Annotated in this window: 15 protein-coding genes, 1 tRNA gene and 1 riboswitch; of the genes, 13 read left to right on the top strand and 3 right to left on the bottom strand. The window is 58.6% G+C overall.

Annotation, left to right across the window (positions count from 1 at the left end; all coding sequences use genetic code 11):
* Positions 1-175 precede the first annotated feature (175 nt).
* The 3 genes from phoU (at position 176) to clpB (ending at position 5995) form a co-directional block, all read left to right on the top strand.
* Positions 176-817, top strand: coding sequence for a phosphate signaling complex protein PhoU (gene phoU / locus NW855_RS12655; RefSeq protein ID WP_414402474.1), 642 nt, complete (start codon positions 176-178; stop codon positions 815-817).
* 57 nt (positions 818-874) lie between these two features.
* Complete coding sequence (locus NW855_RS12650) at positions 875-3160, top strand: ribonuclease R family protein (RefSeq protein ID WP_099812589.1); 2286 nt, start codon at positions 875-877, stop codon at positions 3158-3160.
* A gap of 192 nt (positions 3161-3352) precedes the next feature.
* Entirely contained in the window at positions 3353-5995 is a 2643-nt protein-coding gene (clpB, locus tag NW855_RS12645) for an ATP-dependent chaperone ClpB (RefSeq protein WP_011429097.1), read from the top strand.
* 9 nt (positions 5996-6004) lie between these two features.
* Here the strand turns inward: clpB and NW855_RS12640 are convergent, their stop codons facing one another.
* The 3 genes from NW855_RS12640 to NW855_RS12630 all read right to left on the bottom strand — a co-directional run bounded on the left by NW855_RS12640 (position 6005) and on the right by NW855_RS12630 (position 8623).
* A complete protein-coding gene (locus NW855_RS12640; RefSeq protein ID WP_011429096.1) occupies positions 6005-6406 on the bottom strand; it encodes a SaoD/DsrE family protein in 402 nt (133 codons plus the stop codon).
* A 338-nt stretch (positions 6407-6744) separates the two neighbouring features.
* Entirely contained in the window at positions 6745-8067 is a 1323-nt protein-coding gene (locus tag NW855_RS12635) for a dihydroorotase (RefSeq protein ID WP_414402475.1), read from the bottom strand.
* 121 nt (positions 8068-8188) lie between these two features.
* The gene (locus NW855_RS12630) at positions 8189-8623 is read right to left on the bottom strand and encodes a type IV pilin protein (RefSeq protein WP_099812592.1); all 435 of its coding nucleotides are present in this window, start codon (positions 8621-8623) and stop codon (positions 8189-8191) included.
* A gap of 496 nt (positions 8624-9119) precedes the next feature.
* Between NW855_RS12630 and NW855_RS12625 the strand changes: the two genes are divergently transcribed.
* The 10 genes from NW855_RS12625 to NW855_RS12580 all read left to right on the top strand — a co-directional run bounded on the left by NW855_RS12625 (position 9120) and on the right by NW855_RS12580 (position 19780).
* A complete protein-coding gene (locus NW855_RS12625; RefSeq protein WP_414402476.1) occupies positions 9120-11222 on the top strand; it encodes a molybdopterin oxidoreductase family protein in 2103 nt (700 codons plus the stop codon).
* The gene (locus tag NW855_RS12620; RefSeq protein ID WP_011429093.1) at positions 11219-11692 is read left to right on the top strand and encodes a nitrate reductase associated protein; all 474 of its coding nucleotides are present in this window, start codon (positions 11219-11221) and stop codon (positions 11690-11692) included. The genes NW855_RS12625 and NW855_RS12620 overlap by 4 nt, the downstream gene beginning before the upstream one ends.
* Positions 11670-12833, top strand: coding sequence for a molybdopterin molybdotransferase MoeA (locus NW855_RS12615; RefSeq protein WP_011429092.1), 1164 nt, complete (start codon positions 11670-11672; stop codon positions 12831-12833). Before NW855_RS12620 ends, NW855_RS12615 begins: the two co-directional genes overlap by 23 nt.
* 1 nt (position 12834) lies before the next feature.
* Positions 12835-13773 (top strand): GTP 3',8-cyclase MoaA, encoded by a 939-nt coding sequence (moaA, locus tag NW855_RS12610; protein WP_011429091.1) that lies wholly within the window; start codon positions 12835-12837, stop codon positions 13771-13773.
* 4 nt (positions 13774-13777) lie between these two features.
* Complete coding sequence (gene moaC / locus NW855_RS12605; protein WP_011429090.1) at positions 13778-14872, top strand: cyclic pyranopterin monophosphate synthase MoaC; 1095 nt, start codon at positions 13778-13780, stop codon at positions 14870-14872.
* Positions 14811-15110 (top strand): MoaD/ThiS family protein, encoded by a 300-nt coding sequence (locus NW855_RS12600; protein WP_414508842.1) that lies wholly within the window; start codon positions 14811-14813, stop codon positions 15108-15110. The genes moaC and NW855_RS12600 overlap by 62 nt, the downstream gene beginning before the upstream one ends.
* On the top strand, positions 15111-15596 hold the full coding sequence (locus tag NW855_RS12595; RefSeq protein ID WP_011429088.1) for a molybdopterin synthase catalytic subunit: 486 nt from the start codon (positions 15111-15113) through the stop codon (positions 15594-15596). It begins immediately after the preceding gene.
* 33 nt (positions 15597-15629) lie between these two features.
* Positions 15630-15704, top strand: a tRNA-Arg gene (locus NW855_RS12590).
* A gap of 14 nt (positions 15705-15718) precedes the next feature.
* A riboswitch (cobalamin riboswitch) is annotated at positions 15719-15924 on the top strand.
* A 405-nt stretch (positions 15925-16329) separates the two neighbouring features.
* Complete coding sequence (metE, locus tag NW855_RS12585; protein WP_099812596.1) at positions 16330-18573, top strand: 5-methyltetrahydropteroyltriglutamate--homocysteine S-methyltransferase; 2244 nt, start codon at positions 16330-16332, stop codon at positions 18571-18573.
* Positions 18574-18787: 214 nt separating this feature from the next.
* Positions 18788-19780, top strand: coding sequence for a methyltransferase domain-containing protein (locus NW855_RS12580; RefSeq protein WP_011429086.1), 993 nt, complete (start codon positions 18788-18790; stop codon positions 19778-19780).
* Positions 19781-19782: the final 2 nt, after the last annotated feature.

Genomic DNA, 19782 nt, shown 5'->3' with positions numbered 1-19782 from the left:
TCCAGACAGACGAATTCCCCTCAAAGGGCAACCGCTATTTTCATCTTCCCCCAAGTTGGCCATCTTCCCTGCCCCTATTCCAGGCGAAGTTTGCCATGATTGAGATCAGCTGGCTCTGTTGAATCCAAAACGACTGCAGACATTTCCCCCCTGCCCACATCCATGGGAGAAAGCCATGGGGCAAGCTGAGCTGCAACTTCACATCAAACGGGTACAGCAGGACGTGCTGCGCATGGGGGCGCTGGTGGAAAAGTCGGTGGTCTTGGCCCAGCAGGCCCTGTTTGAACAGAACTTGGCCGCCGCCGAACAGGTGATCGCCCAAGACAAGCAAATTGACCGTTTTTATCGTCAAATCGAGAAAGACTGTATTAATTTGATTGCCTTGCGCTCCCCGGTGGCGCGGGATCTGCGCTGGATCAGTACCCTGATGCAACTGGTACGCGATCTGGAGCGGATTGGCGACTACGCCAAAGATTTGGCCGAAGTGGCCCTGCGCTTGGTCATGTACCCGCCGCCCCCGGAGCTGAGCCGCATTCGCCTGATGATGCAGCGCTGCCAGAAAATGCTCAGCCACAGCCTGGCCGCCCTGACGGAGTTGGATGCCGAGCTGGGCCGACAACTGAAGGGGGAAGACGACGCCGTTGATGAAGACTACACCAACCTTTACAATACGTTGGCGCAGCAGTCTGACATCAAGGGATCGATCGAGCCTATCCTGTTGATGTTGCTGGCGATCCGCTACCTAGAGCGTCTGGCCGACCACTGCACCAACATCGGTCAGCGAGTAGCCTTTATCGTCACCGGCCACCGCGACTAATCCAAGTGGCTGCGCCTGTCCCTTAATCGCGGCTCTCATTCCCCCTGGATACCCGCAATGGATTTCTCTCGGATTTTTCATCACTTTTTCTCTCAACCTGCCGAGCAATGGACCGATAAAGACGCGCTGCTTGCCCTCCTGCCAGCCTCAGACCCAGAAGCGCCGGAAATGCTCGAGATTGCCCTCGATGGTCTGGTACGGGCGGGGTTTCTCGAACGGACAGGGGATCCGCCCCGCTATCGGCGTAAGCCGGATGAATCCTTGGTGGTGGGGCGTTTGCGCTGTTCCAGCAAGGGCTTTTGCTTTGCCGTGCGGGATGAACCGGGGGCAGAGGATGTGTATATCCACGGCAGCAACCTTAGCGGCGCTTGGAACGGCGACCAAGTGATAGCCCGGATTACCAAAGAAGGCAATCGCCGCCGCAGCCCAGAGGGAGAGGTGGTAGCTGTTGTGGAACGGGCCAATCCCACTCTCGTGGGCCGCCTCAAACAGACGGAAGAGGGTTTCCGGGTGGTGCCTCTGGATGACCGGCTGCTGTTCGAGCTGGCCTTGACCGAGGGATCCCCTGCCGAGCTGGCGGAAGGTCGGGTGGCCTATGTGGAAGTGGAGCGCTACCCGCTGGGCAACTTGCCCCCCGTGGGCACGATTCGCAAGATCTTGGGCAATGGCCCGGAGGCGTCCATCGATGCGGATCTGGTCTGCTGCAAGTACGACCTGCCCCAGGAGTTTCCCCCGGCGGTGCTGGAGGCTGCGGCAACTCTGCCCAAAAAGCTGAGCCGCTCCGACCAAAAGAACCGTCGCGATCTGCGGGACTGGTTTTGCGTCACGCTGGAGCCGCTGGACTTGCAGCACCCCCACGGCCTCGAGCCCAACGTGGCCGTCTCCCTGCAGCGGCAAGAAGAGGGCCACTGGCTGCTGGGGGTGCACATTGCCGATGTAGCCCACTGGCTGGATCCGGATCACCCCCTGGAGCGGGAGGCGCAGCGGCGCACCGCCACGGTTTACCTGGATAGCGTGGTGCTGCCCCTTTTCCCGCCGGAAGTGCACAGCCGCCTGGCTCTGTTGCCGCAGCAGGAGCGTCTGGCCTACTCGCTGCTGCTGACCATTGACCCCGAAGGGGTGGTGCGCAACTTCGAGATCCACCCCAGCCTGGTGCAGTCGCGGGCCCACCTCTCCTACGGCCAGGTGCAGGCTCTCTTGGCCACCGCCGCGGATCTGGGCCCCGATGAGGAGGTGCCGGAGTTGATGGCCCTGCTGCAAAACCTGCTCCGTCTCAGCCAAGTCCTGCGAGTCAAGCGCCACCAGGCAGGCGGGTTCGATCTGCCCCTGTTGGATTTGCTCACCCCCTACTCTGCCGATGAAAGCGGCTATGGGCCCCTGCTGGTCAGCGATCGCCTCGGCGCCCACGCCCTGATGACCGAAATTCTGCTGCTGGCCAACCAAACCTTGGGCCACCATTTGCGCCAATTGGGGATCCCTTCGTTGGCCCGCGTGCAGAAGCCCCCCACCGCTGAGGCCCTGCAGAACTTTTTGCGTCTGGCCAACGCCATGAAGCTGGATCTGAACTTGCAGGATCCAGAAGCTGTGACGTTAGCCGATTGGCAGCGGATCTGTGCCCGCATCACCGCCCCCGATGTCTTGGCCGCAGGGACTAGCCCAGCCTTGGTGGCCCAGTTGTTGGCTACTCTGCCCCCCGTCGAGTATTGCCTGCAGCCGCTGCAGGAGCCGCTCGGCCATTTTGGCCTTGGCCTCAAAGAGCCCTACGCCTCTTTTACTGCCCCTTTGCGCCGCTATGCCGATTTGCTGAATTTGCGGGCTCTGCACCTAGCCTTGAGCAAAGGACGGGATCGCCGCAGCCCGCGCTCCAAAACCGTGGTGGATCTGCATGGCCCCGGCAGCTACGACCAAATTGATTGGCAGGTGCTGCCGCCAAAAGTGCATGAGGAGTGGCAGGCCTTTCTCCAAGCGCAACTGCCCAAAATCCAGGCGGGATATCAGCTCCATCAACAGGCAGAGCGGGAGCTGATGGGCTTGAAGCGGTGCGAGTTCATGCAAAAACACCTGGGGGAGACGTTCCCCGGCCTGATCGTCAGCGTCCAGAACTACGGCTTTTTTGTGCAGGTGGATCCCATCTTGGCGGAAGGCTTGGTGCGGGTCAGCACCCTGAAAAACGACTGGTACGAATACCGCAGCCGCCAGCAGGCCCTGGTAGGGCGCAAAAGCCGGCGCCAGTTCCGCCTGGGGGATCGGGTGGAGGTGCAGATTAAAAACGTAGACTACTACCGCCAACAAATTGACCTGGCGGTGATCGGCGAGGGACGGCCCTACGAAGAAGAGGAATAAGGCGGGGATCCGTCCATCAATCGCGGTAGGAGGGGACGGTTGTTGCGAACTCCGGCTTTGGCAAAATAGGCGATACCTGGATCGTAGGATGCCAGCAGCGCTTCCCCAAGTCGGCAGCAAGGGCTGAGAGCCCCTTGGCTGCCCCCTGCATTGTCTTCCTATACACTGTAAAAAAACTCCTGCCAAACCCCTATGCAGCCCACCAATCCCAACCAATTTACCGAGAAAGCCTGGAGCGCCATTGTCCAATCCCAAGATGTAGCCCGGCGGCACCAGCAGCAACAGTTGGAAACCGAGCATTTGCTGATCTCCCTTCTGGATCAAGAGGGGGGTCTCACCCAGACCATTTTGCAGCGGGCCGGCCTCGATCCGAGGCTGGTGCGGGATAGAGTGGAAAGCTTTATCAACCAGCAGCCCAAGCTGGCGCGGGTGGATCAGCTCTACCTAGGCCGCGGCCTGGAGACCACGCTGGATCGAGCCGAGGAGTTTCGCAAAGAGTATGGCGATGATTTTATCTCGGTAGAGCACTTGCTTTTGGGATCCCTGGACGACGAGCGGGTGGGCAAGCGCGTTCTAGCACCCCTGGGCTTGACGGTCGAGCGCCTCAAGCCCGTTATCCAACAGGTGCGAGGCAAACAGCGGGTTACCGACAAAAATCCCGAGTCCCGCTACGAGGCCCTGGAGCGCTATGGCCGCGACTTGACCAAGGCCGCCCGCGAAGGGAAGCTGGATCCGGTGATTGGGCGGGACGACGAGATCCGCCGCGTCATTCAGGTGCTCTCCCGCCGCACCAAAAACAACCCCGTCCTCATCGGCGAGCCGGGTGTGGGGAAAACCGCCATCGTCGAGGGCCTGGCCCAGCGCATCAACCGGGGAGACGTGCCGGAGTCGCTGAAAAACCGGCGGGTGATCGCCCTGGATATGGGATCCCTGATTGCCGGCGCCAAGTACCGCGGCGAGTTTGAAGACCGCCTCAAAGCCGTGCTCAAGGAGGTCACCGAATCGGAAGGGCAGATCATCCTCTTCATCGACGAGCTGCACACCGTGGTGGGGGCAGGGGCGGCCGAAGGGGCGATGGATGCCGGCAACCTGCTCAAGCCCATGCTGGCCCGCGGCGAATTGCGCTGCATTGGCGCCACCACCCTGGATGAATACCGCAAGCACATCGAAAAAGACGCCGCCCTGGAGCGCCGCTTCCAGCCGGTGTATGTGGATCAGCCCTCCGTGGAAGACACCATCTCCATCCTGCGCGGCCTCAAAGAGCGCTACGAGCTGCACCACGGGGTCAAAATCAGCGACTCGGCCCTGGTGGCAGCGGCAGTCCTCTCCAACCGCTACATCTCCGAGCGCTTCCTGCCCGACAAGGCCATCGACCTGGTGGACGAAGCGGCGGCCAAGCTGAAGATGGAGATCACCTCCAAGCCCGTCGAATTGGATGAAATCGACCGGCGCATCATGCAACTGCAGATGGAGGAGCTCTCCCTCAAGAAAGAAGACGACCCCGCCTCCAAAGAGCGCCTGGGCAAAATTGAGCAGGAGCTGGCCAACTTGATGGAGCGGCAGCGGGAGCTGAGCGCCCGTTGGCAGATGGAAAAAGAGGCCATCGAGCGGCTGCAAAACCTCAAGGCCGAGCGGGATGCCGTCAAGCTGCAGATTGAACAGGCAGAACAAAAATATGACCTCAACCGCGCTGCCGAGCTCAAATACGGCAAGCTCATGGAGCTGGAGCGCCAGATCCAAGAGCAGGAGGCCCACCTGGCCAAGCTGCAGGCCAACGGCGAGCCCTTGTTGCGGGAGCAGGTGACGCCCGAAGACATTGCCGAGATCGTCTCCCGCTGGACCGGGATCCCGGTCACCAGCCTGATGGAGTCGGAAAAGCAGAAGCTGCTGCGCCTGGAAGCCCACTTGCACCAGCGGGTGGTGGGCCAGGACGAGGCGGTAGCGGCGGTGGCAGCCGCCATCCGGCGGGCCCGGGCCGGCCTCAAGGATCCCAATCGGCCCATCGGCTCGTTCCTGTTCATGGGGCCCACCGGCGTCGGGAAGACCGAGCTGGCCCGCGCCCTGGCGGAGTTCCTCTTCGACACCTCCGAGGCCATGGTGCGCATCGACATGTCGGAGTACATGGAGAAGCACTCCGTCTCCCGCTTGATTGGGGCTCCGCCGGGCTATGTGGGCTACGAAGAAGGCGGGCAGCTCTCGGAAGCGGTGCGGCGGCGCCCCTACTCGGTGGTGCTCTTTGACGAGGTGGAAAAAGCCCACCCTGATGTCTTCAACATCCTGCTGCAGGTGCTGGACGACGGCCGCATCACCGACTCCCAAGGCAGGACGGTGGACTTCAAAAACACCATCATCATCATGACCAGCAACATTGGCAGCGAGCTCATCCTGGAAATTGGCGGCGACGAGAGCCGCTACGAGGAGATGAAAAGCCAGGTGCTGGCCATGCTGCGGCACCACTTCCGGCCGGAGTTCCTCAACCGGGTGGATGAACTGATCATCTTCCACGCTCTAACCAAAGAGCAAATCCGCCAGATCGTCAGCCTGCAGATGCGGCGGGTGGAGCAGTTGCTGGCGGATCAGCAAATTGAAATTGTCCTCACCGAAGAGGCCAAGGACTACCTGGCCGAGCTGGGCTACGACCCCGTGTTTGGCGCCCGCCCGCTGAAGCGGGTAATCCAGCGGGAGATCGAAAACCCCCTCGCCACCAAGCTGCTGGAAAACGAGTTCCTGCCCGGCGACCGCATCCTGGTGGAGGTGGCCAACGAGCGGCTGATCTTCCGCAAGATCGGCTCTCAGCCCCGCCAAGAGCCGCCTGCTGCTGTAGCCGTCAGCTAGGCCAGTTGGCTAGAGGCTGATCACCTGGTCAGGTGGGTTGTCTTGCAAGGCCGCGTAGAGGTCGGGGAAGCAGCCCACCTGCACCCCTTTGACCACGTTTTTGGGAACACAATGGCCCGGCTCCTTGCGCCCCTGGCCTTTTGAGTCGCACCACTTGGGTTCCCCTTCCGCCAGGTTGCGCTCCAGGGCGCACATGTCGCACATCATCAGCAAAATGTTCTGCGCTTCGGCAATCTTGGCCAGGCGCTCGCCGATGGGATCCCCCTGCCGCAAGACAAAGCAGTTGTCGTCGAAAAAGAACATGCCCACCACTTCCGCGCCGTGTACCCCTGCTTCTAGCTGGGGCAGGATCATCTGGCCCAGCTTGTAGGTGCCGCCGCGGGGGGTGATGAAGACGTAGGCAACTTTCATAGTCGCTCCTTAGGTGTTTTCCAACTTGATTATCATCGATTATCGCCTTCAAAGTAGCACGGCTTACTGAAAGGGCGTAAGACACTCCCCAAGCGTTCCTCGTCACTATCCTCACCCCCAGCCCCTCTCCCAGAGGGAGAGGGGAGTTAGAGCGGCGCGTTCGCGACAGTGTTGCGTGGCAATAACGACGTAACGAACCGTTTCACTGCTATTTGTATAAACTGAGATGGGATCCGGCGCTCTGCTCCTCTTGCTTAAGTAGGGAGAAGCCAAAGCAGCCCAGTGTTCAACCGCTATCTTGAAAGGTTTGAACAGGTGCAACCTCGAAGGGGATCCCCCTAGCGCCGAAAGGTCAGGGCCCTGCCGCGCACTGAGGGATCCACCTGGCCATTTTGGAAGGCGATCTGCCCGCCCACGATGGTGAGCAGCGGCCAGCCCACCAGCTCCCAGCCCTCAAACGGGCTCCAGCCGCATTTGGTGAGCAGCTCTTCCCGCCGCACCGGCTTGGGCGTGTGGCGATCCACCAGCACCAGGTCGGCGTCGTAGCCCACCTGCAGCCGTCCTTTGTTGGGGATCCCGTAGAGGCGGGCGGGCGCCTCGCACATCCACTGCACCACCTGGCGCAGGGTACAGCGGCCCTGCTGGGCGGCAGTCAGCATCAGGGGCAGGGCCGTCTCCACCCCCGGCATGCCGGAGGGGGAGTGGGGGTAGGGCTGGGCTTTTTCGGCCAGGGTGTGGGGGGCATGGTCGGTGGCGATGCAATCCAGGATGCCCTCGTGCAGCCCCTGCCAAAGCTGGGGGAGGGTAGCCGGATCCCGCAGCGGCGGGTTCATTTGGGCCAGGGATCCCAGGCGGGCGTAGTCGGCAGTGCTGAGCAACAGGTGTTGGGGGGTGACCTCGGCGCTGACCCAGGCGGGCTTGTGCCGGCGCAGCAGCTCCACTTCCAAGCCGGTGGAAAGGTGCAAAATGTGCAGGCGATGGCGATAGCGGGTGGCCAGGTCCAAAGCCCGCCGCGAGGCGATGAGCGCCGCTTCCTCGTCCTGGATTTGCGAGTGAACGGCTACGTCCGTGCGTCCGGCAAAAAGAGCTCGGCGGGCCTGAATTCGCGCGTGATCCTCAGCGTGGACAGCAATGACCAGGTTGGGATCCGTTTCGGCAAAGATCCTCTCTAGGGCAGCCTGATCATCCACCAATAGGGGGCCATGCATGGATCCCATGAAGATCTTGATGCCGCAGGCTCCTTGCGCCCGTTGCAGCTCCTTTAAGTTATCGGCAGTGGCTCCAATGAAAAAGCCGTAGTTGACGACGCACTTGCTGGCAGCCCGCGCCAATTTGTCCTCCAGCGTTCTCTGGTCAATTGTCGGCGGATCTGTATTGGGCATCTCCAAAAAGCTAGTTACCCCGCCGCGAGCGCAAGCCCAGGATCCCGTCTGCAGGTCTTCTTTGTGCTCCCGGCCTGGCTCGCGGAAGTGAACCTGGGGATCGATCACCCCCGGCATCAGGGTATGGCCCTTGGCATCGATGACCCTAGCCACCCCTTCTGTGGAGAGATGTTGGCCAATCTGGGCAATCCGCCCCTCCTGCACCAGCACATCTCCCACCCAGGGATCCCCTTCCGGTACCACCAGCTCGGCATTGCGGATCAGAAGGCTACTGGCCAAAGCTCTGCTTCCCCTTTCACAGGCGCTTTCAAGATAACACCTGTCGAGCAGGTTAAGAACCGGCCAATCGATGGAACAGCTAGTCGGCAGCTCAAGCTCAAGTTGCCCGAGTCTTGTCTTCCTAGCGATAGAGGTTGCAAGAGCTGCGCAGGTCGTAGCCAGAGGCCAAAACCTCTTGCTGGCGATCCCCTAAGCCAAGGTCGCAGCGCAGGAGATCCCCACTAACAGTTGTATGTGTGTGAGACTCAGTCATCCAACGAACGCCGCTTGAGCTAGCAGTGGGAGGAACAACTTCAGGAAGACGATAGTTGGGGGCTTGCCAAGGATCTTGCAAATAGCGATCCCTGTGGATCCCGCCAAATTCAATATCGGCGTAGGCAGGAGGATAAACCATGAAGTCCATTCGGAAAACTTCTGAAGCACCGCCGATAGCTGCTAGAGCTGTCTGGGCTTCTGCAACTCTGGAACGGCGAATGTGGTTAAGAAAATTGGGAATGCTAATAGCAGAGAGAATGCCGACAATTACGATTACCGCCAGCAGCTTGATCAAGGTCATGACGTGCGGAGCTTTAGTTGCTCGACGGCAGAGCATTAGATAGGCTTTATGAAGAGAAAGTCAGCTCATAGCAGCGTCTGCTTCCCCTTTGGAGCGTCAGTATCCAAGTGCAAACGACTCGGGGGCCTTTCTATGCAGCTTGATCTCAGGTTGCCCTTTACAGACCTAAAACTTTCCTCGCCTCGTCTAGCAGGACGGAGCCTTTAGGAGCACTCCTTGCCTGTTTCTCCCTTGCTTTGCCTAGAGACCTAACCGCAGTTGGCAGGAGGTGGCTATGCTGCTCAAGCATTCCTCCTATGATGTTTCCGCATAGTGAGGAGCAAAAAGTAACGCAAGCTACAAAAGTTCCAGGTCAATGTCTCTAGGCTGGGGCGTTGGAACTTGTGAGAACCGCGGCAAGGACAGCTAGATAAGCAGGCCTTAGGCCCAACACCCCTAGCTTCTTTCCCTACGGCCGCCTTGCCCACACCAAGCCAAGTAACAACAGAGGGGGAACATGGATAACGTACGCAGCCTTTGTCCCTACTGTGGGGTTGGTTGTGGCCTAGAAATTCTGGCCGACGGCACAAAAATTCGCGGCGATCGAGCTCATCCGTCCAGCCAGGGCATGGTTTGCGTTAAGGGTGCGACTCTCCTGGAAACCCTCGATTGCAATCGGGCTACGGTGCCTCTCTATCGCCCTAGCCTCAGCGAGGATTTCCAGCCGGTGAGCTGGGATCAAGCGCTGGATTTAATTGTCGAGCGCATTCGCCAGACCTCTCCCGAAAGGATTGCCATCTACGGCTCAGGGCAGTTGCTAACCGAAGATTACTACATTGCCCAAAAGCTACTTAAGGGGTGTCTAGGAAGCAATAACTTCGACAGCAATTCCCGCCTCTGCATGTCTTCTGCCGTAGAGGGCTACAGCCAGAGTCTCGGCTCGGACGGCCCCCCCTGTAGCTACACGGATCTCGATAGCTGCGAGCTGGCTTTTTTGATCGGCACCAATACCGCTGAATGCCACCCAATTCTGTTCAATCGCTTGCGCAAGCGCCACAAAAGCGACCCAAGCCTAAAGATTGTTGTGGTGGATCCCCGTCGTACGCAGACGGCTGAGGAGGCCGATTTGTATCTGAGGATTACTCCAGGTAGCGATATTGACTTGCTCAATGGCATTGCTCACCTACTCATTCAGTGGGGCGCCATCAACCATGACTTCATTGCCCAGCACACCGAAGGCTTTGAAGCCTATGCTGCCCTGGTTGCCGACTACACCCCTGAGCAAGTAGCCAGCCGCTGTGGCCTAGAAGTTGAGGAGGTACTTGCTGTTGCGCGACTGTGGCAGCAGTCGCAGAAAACGCTTTCCATGTGGTCGATGGGGCTTAACCAGTCCAGCGAAGGCACGGCCAAGGTGACCAGCCTCATCAATCTCCATTTGCTCACCGGCCAGATAGGGTTTGCAGGGGCAGGGCCCTTTTCGCTAACAGGTCAGCCCAATGCTATGGGCGGTCGAGAAGCGGGCGGCTTGGCACATCTATTGCCCGGCTACCGCAAGGTTACGAATCCAGAGGATCGGGCAGCAGTGGAGCAGCACTGGCAGCTTGGCCCAATTAACCCTGAACCTGGCCTTGATGCGCTGGGGATGATCCGTGCCCTCGAAGCCGATGCCCTCGATATTTTCTGGATTGCCGCCACCAATCCCCTGGTGAGCCTGCCTGATCTACGTCGGGTAGAAGCAGCTCTGGCGCGGTCGCCCTTTACGATTGTCCAAGACGCCTACTTCCCCACCGAAAGCACTGCCTATGCCCATCTGGTACTCCCTGCTGCCCAGTGGGGCGAAAAGACAGGCACCATGACCAATTCGGAGCGCCGCGTTACCCTCTGTCCAGCTTGGCGTAACCCTCCTGGTGAAGCGCGGGCTGATTGGGAAATTTGGGCGGAAGTAGGCCGCCGCCTGGGCTTTGCCAAGGCATTTGACTTTGCCGATAGCGCTGAGGTCTTTGCCGAATATGTGGGTCTAACTGCCGGGCGTCTCTGCGATCAGTCTGGCCTCAGCCATGAGCTCCTGCGCCAGGGGCCTCAGCAATGGCCATATCCGCGCACAGGTTCAGTGGAGACCCACAACCTCTATACCGATCGCGCCAGCGGGACGGAGTCCTTTCACCGTTTCCCAACGCCCACAGGTCGTGCCCGCTTTATCCCCAGCCATTCCCGCGGCCTTGCCGAGCCGCCCGACCCTGAATATCCCTACATCCTCACCACAGGACGTCTCTATGGCCATTGGCACACCCAAACCCGCACTGGACATGTCGCCAAAATCCGAGCAATGCACCCCCAACCCTTTCTCGAAATCCATCCCCGCGATGCCAGCAAGGTAGGGCTAACTGAGGGTGACTGGGTGAGGATTGAATCACGGCGCGGCAAGGCTACCCTGCCGGTTAAAATTACCTGCGCCATCAGCCCTGGCACAGTGTTCATGCCCATGCACTGGGGGGCATTGTGGGGCAATGATACAAGCTGTAACGCTCTCACCCACCCGGTTGCCTGCCCCAGCTCAAAGCAACCTGAACTCAAAGCCTGTGCCGTCAAGCTTAGTCGCATCGAGCTGCCACCAAAATGATCTTTAAGTTTGAGCAAGACTTTGCCGACAGCCTTCGCTGCATTCCCATGATCGTGCGCTTAAAGCTCGATCAGTGCGGCATCAAGCTCAAGTTACATCAGTGGCTGCGTTTTAGTTACCAGCAGCGCCAAAGTTTGGTTGACCTGCCAACGGATACCGCTGACAACCGAGCTGCCTACCGCGCCTACCTAATTCACCTTATCGAAAGTGTCTGCCAAGAGCAGGCCGCTGAGGTAACTGTTGATCCAAACCCTGCCTGGGAAGACGCTACCACCATCCCTGACTGCGTTCTTGAGCAGGCGGCAGCCAAGGGGGTCGTGCTGACTCTTGAGCTATGGCAAAAGCTGACCCCGTTGCAGCGCTTTGCCCTCATTAAGCTCAGTCGCCCTGGCCACGAAAACCGCAATTTCCTACCTGCCTTTCAGGAATTTTCCGCACCCCACACCTATGGTCACTGTCCAGGAAGCTGAAGCCATTATTAAAGACCACTGGCTGCCAGCCAAAACCGAGTCGATCCCGATTGCAAGCTGTGTGGGCCGGGTTTTGGCAGAGCCGATCTACGCCGATCGGGACTACCCGCCAATTAACCGGGTCCTGATGGACGGTATCGCCATCAACTATGCCGCTTATGCTGCTGGGCAGCGAAGCTTTGCTGTTGCAGGCATAGCCCCTGCGGGGACAAGCCCTGCCACCCTGCCCGATCCGCAGCAGTGCTTGGAAGTGATGACTGGCTGTGCCCTGCCGCTGGGTAGTGATCTCGTCATTCCCTACGAGCAAATTCGTATCGAGGGAGGAATTGCCACCATCACCCAGGAAGTCGAACGCAACAGGGGTGATTTTGTTCATCCCCAAGGTAGCGATTGTTCTGCAGGAGCGCTGGTTCTCCGCCCCGGCATTACCCTCAAGAGCATCCACGTCGGGATCTTGGCCTCCTTTGGCTACAGCCGCATCCAAGTTGAGAGGACTCCTCGCATCAAAGTTGTGGCAACTGGCAGCGAATTGATTCCCATTGAGCAGACCCCTGCACCCTACCAACTGCGGCGCTCCAACGCTGAGGCCCTCCGAGCGGCTCTTCTTGCCTACGGGTATACCGAGGTTGAGACCGATCACCTTCCGGACGATCCTGCTGCCATTGCCACCCACTACCAAGCCAATACCCCAAACTACGACCTCTTGATTTACTCTGGGGGTGTTTCAAGGGGAAAGTGTGACTACTTGCCGGCCATCTGGCAAAGCTGTGGTGTTACTGCCTACATCCACGGCGTGGCGCAAAAGCCAGGCAAGCCAATGTGGTTTGGCATCGACCATCAGGCCAATACTATAGTTTGGGGCCTCCCAGGCAACCCCATCTCAGCTCTTGTATGTTTGCATCGTTATCTCCTCAACCGTAACACTGACTCTGGGCACCTAAGTGAAGTCATTACCTTCAAACCCAATCTCACTCTTTTTGTGCCCGTTAAGATGAGCGCCAACCGAGTCTTTACACCGATTATGCCTAACAACTCCGGAGACTTCATCGCTCTAACAGACAGCGATGGCTTTGTAGAGTTACCCCCGGCTCAAACTATCCTCAGCCCCGAGCAAAGCATCCAATTCTATCCGTGGTACTAAGATGCAGCTAGTGGATCAATGGAATCGTCGCATTCGCAAGCTAAGGGTTTCTCTAACCGATCAATGCAACCTTCGCTGCCGCTACTGCATGCCTTTGCATCCAGAATTTCTGGACAAAAGTAGCTACTTAACTCCGCAGCAATACAAAGAAATTATTGGCGAGTTGCTGGACTATGGCATTGAAGAAGTTCGCATTACAGGTGGTGAGCCTCTGGTTCGGCAAGACTTTGATGAAGTCATTCAGGAACTTGCCAAGCTGAAGATCCCGTCCCTCAGCCTAACAACCAATGGCCTGCTGCTCCACCGCTACTGGGACGTTCTCAAGGCTGCCAATGTTCTCAACCTTAATGTCAGCCTCGATAGCCTACAGCCCTCCACCCAAGCTGCAATTGCCCGTCGCGACTGCCTGGCGGATATTCTCCGTAATATCCAGGAGGGTATTGCCCGGGGATTTAGCCTCAAAGTCAATACGGTTGTAATGCGGGGGATCAACGATTGCGAGCTATTTGATTTCGTTGAGTTTGCCCGCAAGACAGGCGTGACAGTTCGCTTTCTGGAGCTGATGCGGGTCGGCTATGCCAACTCTCTCTATGAAGAACACTACGTTTCAGCACAAGAGTGCATTGCCCGTCTGCAAGAACGCTATACTCTAACCCCCCTTCCAGCGGCACCTGATTCGACAGCGTTTTACTTTACAATCGACGAGAATGTTAAAGTTGGATTTATTGCCTCTGAGTCTCAGCCCTTCTGCAGCAGCTGTTCCCGGTGGCGCTTGACAGCTGATGGTCGTCTCTTTGCCTGCCTATTTAGTGAGGAGGGTCTCTCGGTTCGAGACAAAACACCAGGCCAACGTCAGCAAATTTACCAGCAGCTTTTGGGGATGAAACCACTGCGCCGGGTTGAGCAGGTCTCACACCCAATGTACGGCTTAGGGGGCTAGCTCTATGGACAAAGCTGATCGTACATGGGCCCATCTTAATGCTCAAGGCCATCCGCATATGGTAGATATTAGCCACAAATCGGTGTCTTTGCGAACGGCCACAGCACGGGCAAGAGTTCAACTGCCACCTGCTCTCAGATCCTATGTTGTTGGCCAAGATATCCACCTGAAAAAAGGACCGGTATTTCAGACAGCAACCATTGCCGGTACAATGGCTGTTAAAAGAACTGACCAACTGATCCCCTTTTGTCATCAGATCCCTGTTGAAGACTGCACCTTTGATATCACAATTGATGATCACTTGCTTGTAACCATCCACTGCACTGTCAAGACCAGCGCTAAGACAGGGGTTGAAATGGAAGCTCTCTGTGGTGCGGCAACAGCAGCGCTGACAATCTATGACATGTGCAAGTCGGTGTCGCCCCATATCTGCATCCAGGAGACCCGCCTAGTAACTAAGTCCGGCGGCAAAAACGCCCTCCTGGAACGTCCCCTCTATGGCTTGGTGCTCACAGGGGGACGTAGCAAGCGCATGGGTCGCGATAAAGCGCTGCTGAACCCTTTTGGCAAACCCCACGCCGCCTATCTCTATGAACTGCTGCAGCCCTACTGCCAGCAGGTTTACTTGTCAGCGCGTGCCGGTCAGTGGTCGGGCACAGCTCTAGAGCTCTTGCCCACACTACCAGATCTAGTAGAAAGCGTTGGCCCGATCAGTGGCCTATTGACTGCCTTGAATACTCATCCTGAAGCTAACTGGTTGGTTGTTGCCTGTGATCTACTGAACCTTCGGTCAGAAACAATCCAAAAGCTGCTGGATCACTACCAAGCCGAAACAATCGCGACTTGCTATGTTAACCCCGAGCGCGGCTTCCCGGAAGCTCTTTGCGCCATCTATACTCCTCAAGCTGCAGCGGTACTAGAAAGGGCTTACGCGGAAGGGGTGTACTGCCCTGTGGAAATCCTCAGCAGGCAGCCCTGCACCCTAGTTACCCCCAACCATGAGGTCGAGCTCATGAACGTCAATACCGCCGAGGAGTATGCCACTTTCCAATCAGTTTGGGGTAGTTGCAGCCATGGTAACTCAATCTGTCCTAAGTAAGACCGTAACAATTCAATATGTAGCAGTGCTGCGGGAACAGGCTCAGCGGAGCAGCGAAGTGCTGCAAACCAGTGCAGCAAACTACCTAGAGCTCTATCAGCAGCTGCAAGCAAAGTATGGATTTTCGCTAGCAGCGGAGGACGTTAAGGTTGCTGTCAATCATGAGTTCTGTGACTTGACTAGGCCGATAGATGAAGGTGCCTTGGCAGTTTTCATTCCACCAGTTTGTGGGGGCTAAATGCTGCGTTTTCTAATTGTGGATAGCACCATCCAGCCAGCTGAACTCAGTCGTTTGCTCGTCAATAACACAGCGGGTGCCTTAGTAACCTTCGAGGGCTGGGTACGCAACCACAGCCAGGGCAAACCTGTTCTCAGCTTGGAGTACGAAGTCTACGAGATCCTTGCCCAGAAGGAGGGCGAGAAGATCCTCCGAGAAGCCCACGCCAAGTTTGGCCTCTGCGGTGCTGTTGCCTGTCACCGCCAGGGTCATCTTGCAATTGGTGATATTGCGGTTTGGGTTGGTGCTACAGCTGAACATCGCGGCGCCGCTTTTGCTGGAGCACGTTACATCATTGATGCAATCAAGGAGCGCTTGCCCATTTGGAAAAAAGAGTACTACTGGGGTGAGCCGCCGCGTTGGGTTTTGTGTCAGAAAGCAAAGCCTTTGTTCCAGCAATTCCATAAGAACGCTATTGCTCGGCAGCCTTGCGGCGATACCCCCTAGCCTCTCTGCTAGTATCAGTGAGGTACCTGACCTGGGGCTGTAGCTCAGCCTGGATAGAGCAAGCGCCTCCTAAGCGCTAGGTCGGCGGTTCAAATCCGCCCAGTCCCGCTAAAACCAGTGATAGGATAAAGTCTACTGTCGGTTCTGACGGGGATCAGCCGTCAGAGGCAACGGGGAAAGTGCAGTGAGAATCTGCCGCTGTCCCGCAGCTGTGAGCCGGTTTTGGACTTGGGATCCCTAGTTCGTTGTTGCAAGAGGCCTTGAGACGCAAGCCAGCCCCTCCAAAACTGAGCAAGTCAGAATGCCCGCCGGCGGTTTTTCCACAGTTCACCATATCTGCGAGGTACAGATATGCTCCCCATTTTGACGTTAGCCCGTTCCCGTCTCGAAGTTTTTTCATCGGCCTGCTTACGGATTTTCGACGCTCTCGGATCGTAGGCACTCAGTCAAAAGCGCGGACAAGAGAGCTGAGCAGTTAGCTCAGGGGCAGCTAGGAGGACGGTTGCTCGCTTTGGTTGCACAAAAGAGTCCTCTGGGCATCCCCCTGTGCAGAGTGGGCAAGCCGCCAGGGTGAAGGAACGCCTTGACAGCTCCGGCAGGTTTCCTGGCCTAGGGAAAACCTTCTGCCGGGATGCCACCGATAGGCATGTCGGCGGCCATCTCTTGCTGCCTAGGTTGGATGACAACTGGCGGCAACCTCAATTACCGAATTCGATTCAGGACAAGGTACCTTATGGCCATTGAAACTCAAACCCTAGGCTATGCCCGCATGGGCAAGCGCCGCGAGCTGAAGAAAGCCCTGGAGGCCTTTTGGGGCGGCACCCTGGAGGCGGAAGCCTTGTTGGCGACGCTGCAGGATCTGGAGAGTCAGGCCTGGCGAACCCAGCGACAGGCCAACCTCGACCACATTGCCGTAGGAGATCAAACCCTCTACGACCACGTTTTGGACTGGGCCACCTGGCTGGGGCTGATTCCCTCCCGGTTTCAGAGCTTATCAGGCCTGGAGCGCTACTTTGCCATGGCGCGGGGGCAGGAGGGGCTGCCGGCCTTGGAAATGACCAAGTGGTTTGACACCAACTACCACTACTTGGTGCCGGAAATTGAGGCCGACGCGATCCCTCAGGCCCATTTCGACGACTTCCTGGCCACGGTGCGACGGGCGCAAGGGATCCTAGGAAACCGCACCAGCCCCGTCCTCCTCAGTCCGGTTACCCTTCTTGCTCTAAGCCAGCGCTCTGGCGAGTTGCGGGGGGATCTGGAGAAGCTGCTTCCTCTCTACAGAGAACTCTTGCAGGAGCTGCAGCGCCTGGGGATCCGGGAAGTGCAAGTCCATGAGCCCATCTTGGTGACCAGCGAAGGCAAAAGTCTTCAGGAAGCGGTGGAGCAGACCTACCGCTGGCTTGCAAGCGTGGGGATCCCTCTCCACCTGGTTACCTACTTTGACGACTTGGGGGAGACTTACCCCTGGGCGGTGGAGCTTCCGGTAGCTGGCCTCAGCCTCGACTTCACCCGCGGCCACAACCTGGAACTGGTCAGAGCCCACGGCTTCCCCGCCGACAAGATCCTGGGGGCGGGGGTAGTGGACGGGCGCAACGTCTGGCAGATCCAGCCCAAAGCCGTTCTGGCCACTCTGCAAGAGCTGCAAGCCCTAGCCCCCAACCTGCGGGTGCAGCCTTCTTGCTCGCTCCAATTTGTGCCCCACGACGCTGCTCTGGAAACCCACCTGCCAGAGCCTTTGCGCAATGTTCTCAGCTTTGCCGAGCAGAAGCTGGCCGAGGTGGTTCTGCTGGCCCGCACCCTCAACGGCGAAGACACCGCCGCCCAGCAGCAGGAGCTGGAGCAGCAGTGGCAGGCCTTCCAGGACTTCAATCCCCCCAACTCTACAGTGCGCCAGGCCTTGGCCAACCTGACGGCGCAGGACTTCCAGCGCTCCCTTCCCTACGAGCAGCGTATAGGCCGGCAGGTCAAGCTGCCACCGCTGCCGACCACCACCATCGGCTCTTTTCCCCAAACCCCCGAAGTCCGGCAGTGGCGGGTCAAGTACAAAAAGGGCGAGATCTCCCAGGCCGAATACGAAGCTGCCATCGACGCCGAAATTGCCAAGTGCATCCGCATCCAAGAAGAAATTGGCCTGGATGTGCTGGTGCATGGTGAGTTCGAGCGCACCGACATGGTGGAATACTTCGCCCAACAACTGCAGGGCTTTGCCTTTACCGAGCACGGCTGGGTGCAGAGCTATGGCAGCCGCTGCGTGCGTCCCCCCATTCTCTACGGCGACGTGTCTCGCCCTCGCCCCATGACGGTGCGGGAGTTCAAGGTGGCCCAATCTCTGACTCAAAAGCCGGTCAAGGGGATGCTGACAGGGCCGGTAACCATGCTCAACTGGTCCTTCCCCCGCGTTGACGTTTCCCGTCGCGAGCAGGCCCTGCAAATTGCCCTGGCCCTGCGGGCAGAGGTGGCCGACTTGGAAGCTGCCGGAGCCGCGATGGTGCAGGTGGACGAGCCAGCGCTGCGAGAGGGGCTGCCCTTGAAAAAAGAGCGCTGGCCAGAATACTTAAGTTGGGCGGTGGAGGCCTTCCGCCTGACTACCGCTGGCGCCAAGCCCGAAACCCAGATCCACACCCACATGTGCTACTCGGAGTTCGGGGACATCATCGAGCACATCGAGCGTCTGGATGCCGACGTCCTCTCCATCGAAAACAGCCGCAGCAGCAACAAAACCTTGCTGCAGATTGCCCAAGCCGGCTATCGCCACCAGGTAGGCAACGGCGTTTACGACGTTCACAGCCCGGCGGTGCCCGACACCGAGCAGATTCTCCGGCAACTGCGCCTGGGAGTGGCCCACTTGCCGCTAGAGCAAACCTGGGTCAACCCCGACTGCGGCCTAAAAACCCGCCGCTGGGAGGAAGTGATCCCTGCCCTGAAAAACATGGTGGCAGCCACTCAGCGTCTAAGGGAGGAGCTCCAGGCCACCTAGCCCCCGGCAAGGTTGCTCAGGCCAGCGTCTCCTCCGCGGGCAACCGTGCGGCTACGACACTCCTAGGCCGCCTTGCGGCTGGCAAATAGGGCAAGATGAGAGTGGGGCTTTGCTCCGCTGGATCAACGGAGGCCAGAAGGGATCCCCGCTGTGTCTGTTGCCACCGCAGCAACAATCATCAATTGCCATCTCTAGCCATCTCAAGGTAGTTCTAATGAATCCAACACTCTGGGTTTTTTGGGGCCTAGTCCTGCTCCTAGCTATAGGATTGGGAGCCTACCTGTTGACCGCCCGCAAGTACCGCTCTCCTGAATCGGTAGCCCGCGCCTACGACGAATGGACGCGAGACGGGATCCTGGAGTTCTACTGGGGCGAGCATATTCACCTGGGCCACTACGGATCCCCGCCGCGGCGGAAGAACTTCATCCAGGCCAAGCACGACTTTGTCCACGAGATGGTGCGCTGGGGCGGGCTGGATCGGCTGCCGCCGGGGACGACGGTGTTGGATGTGGGCTGCGGCATTGGCGGTAGTTGTCGCATCTTGGCCCGCGACTATGGCTTTGTGGTGACCGGCATCACCATCAGCCCGCAGCAGGTGCAGCGGGCCCAGGAGCTCACCCCCCCCGATCTGCCCGTCCGGTTTCAGGTGGCCGACGCCCTCAACCTGCCCTTCCCCGACGCCAGCTTTGATGTGGTCTGGTCCATCGAGGCGGGGCCCCACATGCCGGACAAGGCTCGCTACGCCAGCGAGATGCTGCGGGTGCTCAAGCCAGGCGGCATCTTGGTGGTGGCGGACTGGAACCAGCGCGACGACCGTCAAAAGCCCCTCAACTTCTGGGAGCGGCTGGTGATGCGGCAGTTGTTGGATCAGTGGTCGCACCCCGCCTTTTCCAGCATCGAGGGGTTTGCCGAACAGTTGCAAGCCACGGGCCTGGTGGAAGGACAGGTGCAAACTGCCGACTGGACGCAAGAAACTCTTCCTTCTTGGCTGGATTCCATCTGGCAGGGGGTTGTCCGTCCCGAAGGGTTGCTGAAGTTTGGCTTGGTGGGCTTGATCAAGTCGCTGCGGGAGGTGCCCACTTTCTTGCTCATGCGCCTGGCCTTCGGCACTGGCCTCTGCCGCTTTGGCATGTTCCGAGCGGTGCGGGCCGCCACGCCGGCAAACTCCGCCCGCCCAGAAGTAGTTGCCCACAGCACTCAGCACTAGAA

The organism is Synechococcus sp. RC10B2 (genome assembly GCF_047502635.1).
The sequence above is the reverse complement of the archived record's forward strand: the minus strand, read 5'-3'. Positions and strand labels throughout refer to the sequence as shown.

Coding starts and splice junctions, on each gene's coding strand:
- clpB (WP_011429097.1), top strand. CDS start 3,353: ATGCAGCCCACCAATCCCAACCAATTTACCGAGAAAGCCTGGAGCGCC.
- NW855_RS12650 (WP_099812589.1), top strand. CDS start 875: ATGGATTTCTCTCGGATTTTTCATCACTTTTTCTCTCAACCTGCCGAG.
- NW855_RS12580 (WP_011429086.1), top strand. CDS start 18,788: ATGAATCCAACACTCTGGGTTTTTTGGGGCCTAGTCCTGCTCCTAGCT.
- moaA (WP_011429091.1), top strand. CDS start 12,835: ATGCAGCTAGTGGATCAATGGAATCGTCGCATTCGCAAGCTAAGGGTT.
- NW855_RS12630 (WP_099812592.1), bottom strand. CDS start 8,623: ATGACCTTGATCAAGCTGCTGGCGGTAATCGTAATTGTCGGCATTCTC.
- NW855_RS12600 (WP_414508842.1), top strand. CDS start 14,811: ATGCCACTTTCCAATCAGTTTGGGGTAGTTGCAGCCATGGTAACTCAA.
- metE (WP_099812596.1), top strand. CDS start 16,330: ATGGCCATTGAAACTCAAACCCTAGGCTATGCCCGCATGGGCAAGCGC.
- NW855_RS12620 (WP_011429093.1), top strand. CDS start 11,219: ATGATCTTTAAGTTTGAGCAAGACTTTGCCGACAGCCTTCGCTGCATT.
- moaC (WP_011429090.1), top strand. CDS start 13,778: ATGGACAAAGCTGATCGTACATGGGCCCATCTTAATGCTCAAGGCCAT.
- NW855_RS12625 (WP_414402476.1), top strand. CDS start 9,120: ATGGATAACGTACGCAGCCTTTGTCCCTACTGTGGGGTTGGTTGTGGC.
- NW855_RS12640 (WP_011429096.1), bottom strand. CDS start 6,406: ATGAAAGTTGCCTACGTCTTCATCACCCCCCGCGGCGGCACCTACAAG.
- NW855_RS12615 (WP_011429092.1), top strand. CDS start 11,670: ATGGTCACTGTCCAGGAAGCTGAAGCCATTATTAAAGACCACTGGCTG.
- NW855_RS12595 (WP_011429088.1), top strand. CDS start 15,111: ATGCTGCGTTTTCTAATTGTGGATAGCACCATCCAGCCAGCTGAACTC.
- phoU (WP_414402474.1), top strand. CDS start 176: ATGGGGCAAGCTGAGCTGCAACTTCACATCAAACGGGTACAGCAGGAC.